This window comes from Corynebacterium sp. AOP40-4SA-5 (assembly GCF_052377355.1).
Classification (GTDB): Bacteria; Actinomycetota; Actinomycetes; order Mycobacteriales; family Mycobacteriaceae; genus Corynebacterium.
On record NZ_JBQSWS010000042.1, the window covers coordinates 1 to 11,941 of the forward strand.

The 11,941-nt window shown below is 70.8% G+C and carries 10 protein-coding genes and 1 tRNA gene; 6 read left to right on the top strand and 5 right to left on the bottom strand.

Features of this window, described 5'->3' with window-relative positions:
• Positions 1-398: 398 nt before the first annotated feature.
• The 6 genes from ACT3S3_RS14925 (at position 399) to ACT3S3_RS14950 (ending at position 8,737) form a co-directional block, all read left to right on the top strand.
• A complete protein-coding gene (locus ACT3S3_RS14925) occupies positions 399-1,313 on the top strand; it encodes a pseudouridine synthase (RefSeq protein WP_301444187.1) in 915 nt (304 codons plus the stop codon).
• 44 nt (positions 1,314-1,357) lie between these two features.
• Positions 1,358-3,736, top strand: coding sequence for a bifunctional cytidylate kinase/GTPase Der (gene der / locus ACT3S3_RS14930; RefSeq protein WP_444615182.1), 2,379 nt, complete (start codon positions 1,358-1,360; stop codon positions 3,734-3,736).
• Between the two features lie 77 nt (positions 3,737-3,813).
• On the top strand, positions 3,814-4,428 hold the full coding sequence (locus tag ACT3S3_RS14935) for a DUF4395 domain-containing protein (RefSeq protein ID WP_301444126.1): 615 nt from the start codon (positions 3,814-3,816) through the stop codon (positions 4,426-4,428).
• Positions 4,429-4,662: 234 nt separating this feature from the next.
• A complete protein-coding gene (locus tag ACT3S3_RS14940; protein WP_444626997.1) occupies positions 4,663-6,180 on the top strand; it encodes an ABC transporter transmembrane domain-containing protein in 1,518 nt (505 codons plus the stop codon).
• Entirely contained in the window at positions 6,177-7,970 is a 1,794-nt protein-coding gene (locus ACT3S3_RS14945; protein WP_301443597.1) for an ABC transporter ATP-binding protein, read from the top strand. The genes ACT3S3_RS14940 and ACT3S3_RS14945 overlap by 4 nt, the downstream gene beginning before the upstream one ends.
• Positions 7,970-8,737: a helix-turn-helix transcriptional regulator gene (locus ACT3S3_RS14950; protein WP_301443598.1), complete on the top strand. Its 768-nt coding sequence runs from the start codon at positions 7,970-7,972 to the stop codon at positions 8,735-8,737. The genes ACT3S3_RS14945 and ACT3S3_RS14950 overlap by 1 nt, the downstream gene beginning before the upstream one ends.
• Here the strand turns inward: ACT3S3_RS14950 and ACT3S3_RS14955 are convergent.
• The 5 genes from ACT3S3_RS14955 to ACT3S3_RS14975 form a co-directional block, all read right to left on the bottom strand.
• A complete protein-coding gene (locus ACT3S3_RS14955; protein ID WP_301443599.1) occupies positions 8,722-9,606 on the bottom strand; it encodes a siderophore-interacting protein in 885 nt (294 codons plus the stop codon). The two genes, ACT3S3_RS14950 and ACT3S3_RS14955, sit on opposite strands and share 16 nt — an antisense overlap.
• Complete coding sequence (locus tag ACT3S3_RS14960; RefSeq protein ID WP_301443600.1) at positions 9,603-10,619, bottom strand: ABC transporter substrate-binding protein; 1,017 nt, start codon at positions 10,617-10,619, stop codon at positions 9,603-9,605. Before ACT3S3_RS14960 ends, ACT3S3_RS14955 begins: the two co-directional genes overlap by 4 nt.
• An 80-nt stretch (positions 10,620-10,699) precedes the next feature.
• Entirely contained in the window at positions 10,700-11,422 is a 723-nt protein-coding gene (locus tag ACT3S3_RS14965) for a superoxide dismutase family protein (protein ID WP_444626998.1), read from the bottom strand.
• A gap of 83 nt (positions 11,423-11,505) precedes the next feature.
• Complete coding sequence (locus ACT3S3_RS14970) at positions 11,506-11,688, bottom strand: PspC domain-containing protein (protein WP_301443601.1); 183 nt, start codon at positions 11,686-11,688, stop codon at positions 11,506-11,508.
• 67 nt (positions 11,689-11,755) lie between these two features.
• Positions 11,756-11,832: transfer RNA gene (locus ACT3S3_RS14975), tRNA-Pro, on the bottom strand.
• Positions 11,833-11,941 lie beyond the last annotated feature (109 nt).

Sequence of the window (11,941 nt, forward strand, 5' to 3'; positions counted from 1 at the left end):
GTGTGCGAAGCGGATGGCGTCGGCGCGGGTGCGGGCGCGTAGGGCGCGGGCGGTGGCGAGGCGTTCGGTGTCGGCGATGTCGCGGAGGTGGGCGATCAGGACGATTTCGCCGAGGTTGAGGTGGCGTTGGATGTCGTCCATGCTCATCGCGGGTGTGGTGTTGTCGGTCATGGTGCCAGCGTCCCCCTGTGGTTGGCTTCCTTGACGGAAGTGTACTATACGCCACGGACATGGTCAATCACATGTTCGAATAGGCGGGGACTTCTGTATTGTCGTAGATGCCGGGGATCCTCACCCGGTGAGCCGTCCCCACCGTCGACTAACCGATGTCCCGACGAGGGGTTACACTGGTCAACTGACATAACTGAACACCCTCGACTGATTGATGAGGACTTTTCGTGAACACCCCCGCTCGCCGAGACGGCACACCGGAACAGGAACCAGGCAAGGCCCCGGCCGACCTGTACGTGTCCAACGCCCGCCCGGCCCGTAAGCAGCACGTCCCCGACCGCAAGCCCCCGGAGTCCGGCAAGAACGCCGGCGGTTCCTCCAAGGGCGGCTCGAAGAACGCCGCAGAGGACAAGTCCGTCCGCCTGCAGAAGGTTCTCGCCGCCGCAGGTGTGGCCTCCCGCCGGATGAGCGAGAAGCTCATCGACGCCGGACGTGTCGACGTCAACGGCACGACCGTGACCCAGCAGGGCATCCGGGTGAACCCGGACAAGGACGTCATCCGCGTCGACGGCACCCGCGTGCTCGTCGACGAGAACCTGGTGACCTACGCGCTGAACAAGCCGCGCGGTTTCCAGTCCACCATGAGCGACGACATGGGACGCCCCTGCGTCGGCGACCTCGTCGGCGAGCGTGTCGCCGCCGGCCAGCGCCTCTTCCACGTGGGTCGTCTCGACGCCGCCACGGAGGGGCTGCTGCTGGTCACCAACGACGGGGAGCTCGCCAACCGGCTGATGCACCCGCGCTACGAGGTCTCGAAGACCTACCTGGCCACCGTGCTGGGCGAGGCCGACCGTCGGCTGATCCACCAGCTCAAGGACGGTATCGACCTGGAGGACGGCATCGCACGTGCCGACTACGTGCAGATCATCGACGTCTGGCAGGGCAAGTCCCTGATCAAGCTCGAGATCCACGAGGGCCGCAAGCACATCGTGCGTCGCATGCTCAAGGAGGCCGGCTTCCCGGTCCAGGCCCTGGTGCGCACCAAGGTCCACACCGTGCAGCTCGGCGAGCAGAAGCCCGGCACCCTGCGCGCACTGAACCGCGCCGAGCTGACGAGCCTCTACAACGCGGTGCAGCTGTGATGGACAACGCGATGAACGACGGACGGAACAACGAGAGGAACGACGTGACTGACACGACCGACGTCACCGACCTGAGCACTGTCGACAACATCGCCGGCGGGGGATTCATCGTCGCGGTGGACGGCCCGTCCGGCACGGGCAAGTCGACCGTCAGCCGCCTGCTGGCGCGCGCCGCGGGCGCCCGGTACCTGGACACCGGCGCGATGTACCGGGTGGCGACGCTGCACGTCCTGCGTGCCGGCATCGACCCGGAGAACACCGAGGCGGTCGTCGCCGCCACCGCAGACCTGCCGCTGCTCGTCAACGAGGACCCGGCCGCCACCGAGGTGCTCCTGGACGGAGAGGACGTCTCCGGGGAGATCCGTGGAACCGAGGTCACCGCGCACGTGTCCGCCGTCTCGGCGATCCCGGAGGTCCGGGAGAACCTCGTGGCACTGCAGCGTTCCCTGGCCCTGCGCGCCGGACGCTGCGTCGTCGAGGGCCGTGACATCGGTACCGCGGTGTTCCCCGACGCGTCCTGCAAGGTCTTCATGACCGCCAGCGCCGAGGTGCGTGCCCGTCGCCGGTACGTGCAGGACGTCGCCGCAGGGCGGGACGCCGACTTCGACGCGGTGCTCGCCGACGTCGAACGCCGCGACGCCGCGGACTCCTCGCGCGCGGTCTCGCCGCTGCGTCCCGCCGACGACGCCACCGTGCTCGACACCGGTGACATGGACGTCGAGGCGGTGCTCGCCGAGCTGACCCGCCTGGCGGCGGAGTCCGCCACGCGTCCCGCCACCCTGGAGGAGGCGTCCGACGGGGGAGAGGAGCTCGTCTTCCGCACCGCCGAAGGCGAGGTCATCGGCGGTGCCGACGACTCCGCTGAGGATGCGGACGACGAGGACGCGACCGACGACTCCGTGATCGACGAGGACGCGGTGTCCGGCGAAGACGTCTTCGAGGACTTCGACGACAGCGACTTCGACGACAGCGACTTCACCGAGCCCGAGTTCGACGACTCCGAGTTCGCCGACTTCGACCTGCTCAGCGCCGACGCCGAGGACACCGACTGGTCCGCCGTCGAGGAGGCCTTCGGCGTACTGGGCGACGACCGTGCCGAGCAGGAGGCGCTGTGCACCGTCGCTGTGGTGGGCCGTCCCAACGTGGGCAAGTCCACCCTGGTCAACCGGTTCATCGGGCGTCGTGAGGCCGTCGTGGAGGACTTCCCCGGCGTGACCCGCGACCGCATCTCCTACCTGGGCGACTGGAACGGCCGACGTTTCTGGGTGCAGGACACCGGCGGATGGGACCCGGACGCCAAGGGCATCCACGGGGCCATCGCCCGTCAGGCGGAGACCGCCATGGCCACCGCCGACGTCATCGTCTTCGTGGTGGACACCAAGGTCGGCATCACCGCCACCGACGAGGTCATCGCCCGCCGCCTGCAGCGCTCCGAGGTGCCGGTGGTGCTGGTGTCGAACAAGTTCGACTCCGACTCGCAGTACGGTGACATGGCCGAGTTCTGGGCCCTGGGCCTGGACAACCCCTTCCCGGTCTCCGCACAGCACGGCCGCGGCGCGGCCGACGTGCTCGACCAGGTGCTCGCCAGCTTCCCGGAGACCCCGCGTCAGACCGCGGTGATCTCCGGACCGCGGCGTGTGGCCCTGGTCGGACGCCCCAACGTGGGCAAGTCCTCGCTGCTGAACAAGATCACCGGCGAGGAGCGCTCGGTCGTCGACAACGTCGCCGGCACCACGGTGGACCCGGTGGACTCGGTCGTGGAGCTCAACGAACGCGCCTGGCGCTTCGTCGACACCGCCGGGATCCGCAAGAAGACCAAGACCGCCCGCGGTCACGAGTTCTACGCCTCACTGCGCACCCGCGCGGCGATCGACTCCTCCGAGGTCGCGATCTTCCTGGTCGACGCCTCCGAGCCGATCGCCGAGCAGGACCAGCGCGTGCTGCGCATGATCCTGGACTCCGGGCGTGCCCTCGTCGTGGCCTACAACAAGTGGGACCTCGTCGACGAGGAGCGTCGCGACGAGCTGGAGCGCGAGATCGACCAGCAGCTCGCCCACGTGCCGTGGGCGCGTCGGGTGAACATCTCCGCGCGTACCGGCCGGGCGCTGCAGCGCCTCGAGCCGGCCATGATCGAGGCGCTGGAGAGCTGGGACCTGCGTATCCCCACCGGCCAGCTGAACACCTGGCTGCGTGCGGTGATCGCGCAGACCCCGCCGCCGATGCGTGGCGGACGCCTGCCGCGCGTGCTGTTCGCCACCCAGGCCTCCTCCGAGCCGCCGGTGATCGTGCTGTTCACCACCGGTTTCCTGGAGCACGGCTACCGCCGGTTCCTGGAGCGACGCCTGCGTGAGTCCTTCGGTTTCGAGGGCTCGCCGGTGCGCATCGCCGTGCGCGTGCGCGAGAAGCGCGGCCGCAAGAAGTAGAAGTAGGGGGGGTACGCGGTTTCCCGGTGAGCGCAACCCTGGCCCCCGGGAGCCGACGGGGGTAGCTTCTTGGAGTCATGGACGAGCAGCTCACCGAACTGAACCGCCTGGGACGCCAGCGCCCCGGCTTCATCGCCGGGCAGGACGCTGTGGCGTCTGCGCCGAATGCGCCGAATGCGCAACCGCCCGGCGGGATCCGCTCGTTGTGGTGGTTCCCACCGGTGGTCAACGACCGCGCGGCGCGGACCACGGCGATGCTCGTTGTGGTCCTGGCACTGGTCACCGTGGCCCTGTCGCGGGCGGGGCTGGACGTCGCGGCGCTGGTGGCCGGTTCACTGCTCCTGGCCGGATTCGTCCTCCGGGTCCTCGCCGGACCCCGTTTCGACCCCTTCGGACAGCTGAGCGTGCGGTGGTTGGCCCCGCGGGTCTTCGGGGAACCGGTGATGGTCGGCGGGGCGCCGAAACGGTTCGCCCAGACTATCGGCCTGGTGTTCTCCGCGGCCGCGCTCGGCCTGCGCGTCGCGGGCCTGACCGGGGCGTCGGACGTGGTGCTCCTGCTGCTCGTCGTCGCGGCGTCCCTGGAGGGTTTCCTCGGGATCTGTCTGGGCTGCCTGCTCTTCGCCCGTCTGCAGGGTTGGGGAGTGGTGCGTGACGACGTCCGGGCCGACTGTGCGGTCCCGATGCGTCGCTGACAAAGGCTGACACAGACTGGCATAGAATGTCGGGGTGGATACTGACACCCAACAGAGGCGACATGGCGGACGGTCCCTGCTGACCACGGTCATCCGGCAGGAACGCGGCCCGATCCTCGGTGCCGCGGCCCTGCTGACCGGCTGGTCGGTGGGCGAGGCGCTGGTCCCGGCGGTGATCGGCGCGACCGTCGACGAGGCCGTCGGGCCGTCGGGCCGTCCGACCTCTCGGCCCTGGTGCTGTGGCTGGTGGTGCTGGCAGCCTGCTTCGCCATGCTCAGCTTCGGCTTCATGTGGGGTTCACGGGTCGGCACCTACGCGATGAACCGGCAGAAGCACCTGCTGCGCTGCCGGGTCACCGCCGCCGCCCTCGCGCCCGCGCGTACCGGTGATGCCCAGCACCCCCAGCGTCCTGCCGGCGAGGTCGCCGCCCTCTCGGCGGCCGACAGCGACAACGCCAGCAGCGTGATCATGCAGATCGCCATGGGCGGGTCGGCGGTGCTCGGCCTGCTGGTCTCCGCCGGCTACCTGCTGTGGGCGGACCTCTGGGTCGGGGTGGCGGTGGTCCTGGTGTCCCCGCTGTCCCTGTTCGCCCTGCGGTGGTTGATGCCGCGGCTGTCGGCCACGACCCACAGCCAGCAGAGCGGCATCGCCGCGGCCGGGGCGTCGGCCGCGGACATCCTGCGTGGGGTGGAGGTGCTGCGCGGTATCGGCGGCGAGTCCACGGCGGCCGGCTGGTACGCCCGGCGCAGCCGTGCCGCGGCCACCGCCGGGGTCGACTCCGCCGCGGCGTCCGGGCGCGTCGAGGGCGCCCAGGTGCTGCTGACCGGTGTGGTGCTCCTCGTCGCCGCGGTATTCAGCGCCGTCCGGGTGGTCGACGGGGCGATGACCGTGGGCACGATGGTCGGCGTGCTGGGTGTGACCTCGTTCCTGGCCACCCCGTTGGGCATCATCGTGCACGTCGTGGAGTCCTATACCCGCTCGTCGGCGTCGGCGGCGCGTATCGCCGACTTCACCGACGGGGTGGACGCACCTGTCGCGCATCGGGACGGAGGTAGCGGCGAGACGGCGGGTGGCGGGGACGCCGACCGCACCCTGACCGTCCTGCCGCGCGACGGGGAGCCGCTGCACTGCGCACCCGGCGCGTTGACCGCCGTGGTGTGCGCCTCGCCGCAGGCGCGCAGGGGTGTGCTGGACGCCCTGGGTTCCGCCGGTGGCGGCCGGCTGTTCCTCGACGGGCAGGACGTCGCGGGTGTCGACCCGGCGGTGCTGCCGGGCGTGCTGCGCGTCTCCCCGCACGAGGCCCACCTGTTCCGGGGCACGGTACGCAGCAACATCACGGGTAGCGATGGGGACACTGTGTCGCAGGACGTCCTGCGCGCCAGCGGCGTCGACGAGCTCGTCGACCTGTTCGCCGACGGCCTGGACCACAGGGTGGACGGTGAGGGGGCGAACCTGTCCGGCGGGCAACGTCAACGCATCGCCCTGGCACGCGCCCTGCACGGCGGCGCCCTTGCACGGGTGCTGGTGGACCCCACCACGGCGGTGGACTCGGTGACCGAGGCGCGCATCGCCGACGGGTTGCGTGAGTTGCGCGGCGGCGGTGACCAGGGCACGGCGGTGGTCGTCACCACCGCGCCGAGCCTGCTGGCCGTCGCCGACACCGTGGTGTTCGTGCGCGAGGGTTCGGTGAGTGTGGCGGGACACCGGGAACTGTGTGCCGACGCCGACTACCGGGAGGTGGTGACCCGGTGAGCGCCGAGCCGAATCCCACACTCCCCACTGCTCTTCCCACCGCCGACGCCCGTGCCGCCTGGCGTTTCCTGTGGGCACGGTTGCGCCCGCACCGGTGGCTCGTGGCGCTGGCGCTGCTGGTCGCCCTCGCGTCCAGCGCCTGCGCGGTGGTACCGCCGCTGATGATCGGGTGGATGGTCGACCGGCTGTCCGCCGCGGGGGCCTCCATGGCCGACGTGGTCCTGCCCCTGTCGCTCATGGGTGGTGCGATCGTGCTCAACGCCGCGCTGGCGTGGGTGGGCATGGTGCTCTTCGCCCGCGTCGCCCAGCCCACCGTCGGTGCCCTGCGTGAGGACGCCGTCGACCATGCGCTCGACCTCGAGGCCGGCGTGCTGGAGGAGGCCGGAGTGGGTGAGCTGGTGTCCCGGGTCAGCGACGACTCCCGGTTGATCTCCAACGCCGTCGCCTTCGTGCTGCCCACGGTGCTGTCGGCGGGGACCCTGCTGGTGGTGTCCGTGCCCGGCCTGTTCGCCCTGCACTGGACGCTCGGTCTCGCCGGACTGGCGGGCATCCCGCTCTACGTGATGGCGCTGCGCTGGTACCTGCCGCGCAGTGGGCCGCTCTACCTGGAGGAGCGTGAGATCCTGGGGCGTCGCACCGCCGCATTCCTCGACGCGGCCAACGGTCGCGAGACACTCACCGCCCAGGGCTGGGGCGCGCGGGAGACCGCCCGGCTCGACGCGGCGTCCGATGAGTCGCGCCGGGTGGAGAACACGGTGTGGCGCATGCTGACCCGCTTCTTCGCACGCAACAACCGCGCCGAGTTCGTGGCCACCGCCGCCGTGCTCGTCGTCGGGTTCGTCGTGGTCGACGCCGGGTGGACGACCGTCGGCGCGGTGACCGCCGCCGCCCTGCTCTACCACCGACTCTTCGACCCGGTGGCCACCGTGTTCCAGACCTTCGGCACCGTGCAGGAGGCCGGGGTCGCGCTGCGTCGGCTGGCCGGGGTGACCCAGGCGCAGGTGCGTGCGGCAGGGTGTGACGTCACCGCGCAGGACGGTACGGGGCAGGACGCGACGGGGCTGCGCCTGGCTGGCGTCGGGCACAGCTTCGACGGGACGCACCGCGTGCTCACCGACGTCGACGTGACGGTCGCGCCGGGTGAGTCCGTCGCCCTGGTCGGTTCGACGGGGGCGGGCAAGACGACCGTCGCCCGCCTGCTCGCCGGGGTACTGCCCGTGCAGGAGGGGCGCGCCACCCTGGACGGGGTCGACCTCGGAGCCCTGGCGCCGGCCGACCTGCGCCCGCGGGTGTGCCTGGCCTCCCAGCACAGCCACGTCTTCGCCGGCACCGTGTGGCAGAACATCACGCTGGGCGTCGCAGGGGAGGACGCCGGGCAGCGGGTCGAGGCTGCCCTGCATGCCGCCGGTGCGGGCTGGGTCCACGACCTGCCGGACGGGCTGTCCACCGAGGTCGGCGAGGCGGGCCACCGGCTGAGCACCCACCAGGAGCAGCACCTGGCGCTGGTGCGCCTGCAGGTGCTCGATCCGTCCTACGTGGTTCTCGACGAGGCCACCGCCGAGGCCGGGTCGGCGAACTCCCGGGAGCTGGAGGACGCCTCCGCCGCGGTGATCCGCGGCAGGGGAGCACTGGTCATCGCCCACCGCCTGTCACAGGCGCGCCTGGCCGACCGGGTGATGGTGATGGAACACGGACGGGTGGTGGAGTCCGGCACCCACGAGGAGCTCGTCGGTGCCGGTGGACGCTACGCCGAGCTGTGGGCGGCGTGGATCGGACGGGGAGCGTCCTGATGTCGGAGTACGGGCTGCGCGACGGTGAGTGCATCTGGGTGGAGCATTTCGGCGGCGAGGACGACCCGGCCGGTGACCTGGTGTTCGGGCCGCACAGTCACCTCAAGGCCCAGATCGTGTGGGCCGACCGCGGGCAGATCGCCGTGTTCGTCGGCACCGGCGGGGAGCGCCGGTGGATCCTGGCCCCGTCGCAGGCGCTGTGGATCCCCGCCGAGGAGGTGCACGACGTGCGCACCACCGCCGGCACAGAGCTCTTCTGCGCCTACCTGTGGGAGGAGGAGTGCGAGGTCGCCTGGGAGGGGTTGACCGTGCTGCGTATGGGCCCGCTGGCCGGGGAGCTGGTGCGTCACCTCGCCAGAGACGACCTGGACGACGTTGCCGCCCGCCATGCCCGCGCCACCCTGCTCAGCGTGCTCGCCCCGGCCGACGCGGTGGGCGTCGACCTGCCGATGCCCGATGACCCGAGGGCACGCTCGGTGGCCTCGGCGGTGCTGGAGGATCCCGGCGCGCCGCACGCCCTGGACGAGTGGGCCCACCGGCTGCACTCCAGCGAGCGCACGATCCAGCGCGCCTTCCTCGCCGACACGGGGATGACGTTCTCTGCGTGGCGCGCGCAGGTCCGTCTGTACCTCTCGTTGCCGTTGCTGGCCGACCGGGTGCCGGTAGCGTCGGTGGCCGCGCGGATGGGCTATTCCAGCACCAACGGGTTCACCAGTGCCTTCCGCCGTCACTTCGGAACGACCCCGGCGAGCTACTTCGCGGGGTGAGGCGGGGTGAGGTGTGCTGCGGCCTCGTCGGGGTGTTCGGCCCGGTTGGCGAGGTTGCGCCGGCGGTTGCGGGCGTCGGGGCGGGCGTCCTGCGCCTGGCCGTGGATCCAGTACGACGTCACGTGGGAGTGGCTCCTCTCCAGGTCGGAGAAGTGGCGGCGGAGCGTGCCGGCCTCGGCGAACTCCACGCCCGCCCACAGGGACACCGGTCCGGTCGCGTTCGCGGTCACGGCGGCGAGGAGGTTGTCGAGGGCGCGGGGTAACTCCTTCGGGACGACGCCGGCGGCCGGGCCCCGGTGGATCCATGTCAGCTGTGCCTGTTGCTCCTGTCCGGTGGTGGCGAGGTAGGGTTCGTCGCGCTCGTCGTCGACCAGGGCGAGAACATGGGTGCGCACCTCGTCCGGGCAGACGGCCAGGATCTCCGCCACCGCCGGCAGGCCCGTCTCGTCGGCGACGAGCACCAGCTCACGTGTCTGCTCGGGCAGGTGCCAGGCCTCGGTCGGGCCCCACCACAGCACCTCGTCACCGACCACGGCGTCGCGGGCCCACCCGGAGGCCAGGCCGGCCGGCTCGTGGACGACGACGTCGAGGTCGATCGTGGCGGCACCGGTACCGGTGTCCGTCATGTTGCACACGTTGCGCACCGTGTAGCGGCGGACCTGCGGTGAGGCGAACCGGTGCAGGTCGGTGAGGTTCTCGGCGGTGAACTCCGCCGGTACCCGGGCCTCGGGAGGGTAGAAGTAGACGGCCACGTGGCTGTCGGTACCGGTGGGCACGAAGTCCGCACCGCAGTCCAGGGTGAGCCGCACCATGCGCGGGGTCACCCACTGCTTGTCCAGGACCCGGGAGCGGTGGTGGCGTCCGCTCACGTGGCGCTGACCTGGGAGAGGATGTCGTCGATCTCGTCGAGGGCGTCGGTCGCCCAGCCGATGTTGGACGCCCCGCCCTGGGTGAAGCCGAACAGGTTGTCCGCCTCCACCGCCGGCAGCGCCCGGAAACGGGAGTTCTCCAGCAGAGGGCGGGAGTTCTCGGCGGCCTCGCCGGACGGTTCGGCGGGGTAGAGGATAACGGTGGCGTCGTCGAGCTGGTCGAGGTTCTCCAACGACAGCGGGTCACCCCACCAGCCGTCGGGGTCGACGACGTCGCTGAACTTGGCACCGACCGCGCGCAGCAGGCTGCCCGTGGCCGTCTGCCCACCCTCGGCGAACCAGGTGTTGTCCTGGCTGCCGCTGACCGACGCCCACGCGGAGTCTGCCAGCACGTCGGCGTGCTCCTCGGCGACGGCCGCGGCCTTGTCGTCGAAGGCCTGCTCCAACTCGTCGAACTCCTCGGAGCGGTTGACGATGTCGGCGAGCTGGCGCTGGGACTCCACGTCGTCCTCGCTGCTGAAGTGGGCGACGGGGGCGATGTCGGCGAGGCGGTCAATCTGCGCGTCGTCCAGCCCGACACCGGTGGTGACGATGAGGTCGGGTTCCAGGGAGCTGACGGTCTCCACGTCGATCGCGTCCCAGTTGCCGATGCGGGTCGAGTCGGCGAGGGCGTCGACGTAGCGTTCGGGCACCGCACGCGCCGCCGCGGCGTCCTGCTCGTAGTAGCCCTCGTAGATGCCGGTGGGGGTGATCCCCAGGTCGACCAGCACCGGGGGAAGCTGCCAGTCGACGGCGACGACGTTCTGCGGGTCGGACGGAACCTCCACCTCGCCGCGCAGCGTGTCGACGGTGCGGGTCTCGCCGGACGTCGCGGAGCCGTCTGCGTCACTGTCGCTGCCGCCGTCGCTGCCGCAGGCGCTGAGGACGGCCCCGGCGAGTCCGGCGGTGAACAGGGTGGCGAGCAGGCGGGTCGTGACGCGGCGGCTGGGGTCGGTGGTTCTCGTGGTGGTCATGCCCGGAAGATTAGCAATGCCTCACCTTCACGGTCAGCGCGCTGAGCTGTCAACAGTGGGCGGTGAGGCGTCACGAGGCGTCACACAGCCTCGAAGACGCCGCAGGCCTGGCGGCCGCCGGCGTCCCCGGTCGACAACGTGTCCTCGTCGGGGCCGTCCGGGGCGTAGCGCTCCGGCACATTGCCGTAGTTGTCGGCGTCTTCGTGGATGATGATCGCCGAACCGTCGTCGTCGAGCAGCTCCGCCTCATCGATCCGGTCGGTGGTCACCGTCATCGACCCCGAACCGTCCTCGTTGACCAGCAGGGCGGGCAGGTCGCCGCCGTGGTCGGGGTGGTCGTGGCCGTCGGCGCCCAGGTGCCCGCCGGCGGAGAGGAAGTCACCGGTCTCCGGATCGTCTGCATCGGCGTCGGGGGCGGTGCTGTCGGGCTCGCAGGCGCCGACGGCGTGCAGGTGCATGCCGTACATGCCCGGCTCCAGCCCGGAGACGTCGACGGAGAGCTCGGAGGCACCGTCGGCCCCGGAGATCTCGGCGGTGCCGACCTCCTCGCCGTCGGCGTTGGCGACCGACACCGTGGCGAGTACGTCCGACGACCCGGTGTCGGTGGTGCTCTCCGAACCGGTCGAGTCTGCAGCATCGGCGGTGTTCTCCGTGGTGTCCTGTGTGGTCTCGTCCGTGCTGCAGGCGGACAGGGCCAGGAGCCCGGTGACGCCGACCGCCGCGAGGCGCAGTCTGCGGTGCCGGCGCTCAGGCGGGAGGGCGGGGGTGGTCCGGGCCGTGGAGTAGGTGGTGCGGGTGAACATGGCGTCCTCTCGGTGTGGTGGATTCGGAAGGAACGTTCTGCCACACAACTTTACCGGCACTCTCCTGAGCTGTCAGAAGTCCTTCAGCGTTGTGCAGGCATGAAGATCCAGGCGACGAAGTAGAAGATCGCCTGCGGTCCGGGGAAGATGAAGGACAGCACGAACAGGAGACGCACGGTGTTCGGCGACCAGCCGAGCCAGTCCGCGATCCCGCCGCAGACCCCTGCTACGACCCGGTGGTTACGTGAACGCTGGAGTTTCGCCATGCCGCCAGGCTACTCCCCGTAGGCACCCCGGACATGAAAAAATCCCACCCCGTGAAGGGTGGGAAAATGGTCGGACTGACAGGATTTGAACCTGCGACCCCTACACCCCCAGTGTAGTGCGCTACCAAACTGCGCCACAGTCCGCCGGTCCATCTCTGGACCTCGCATAGGATACAACACCGGGATTCGACTTCGCCAATCGCCTGCTCGGCGGGGGTCGGCGGGAGCGCGAGGGGACCGGCCGGGCTCGCCC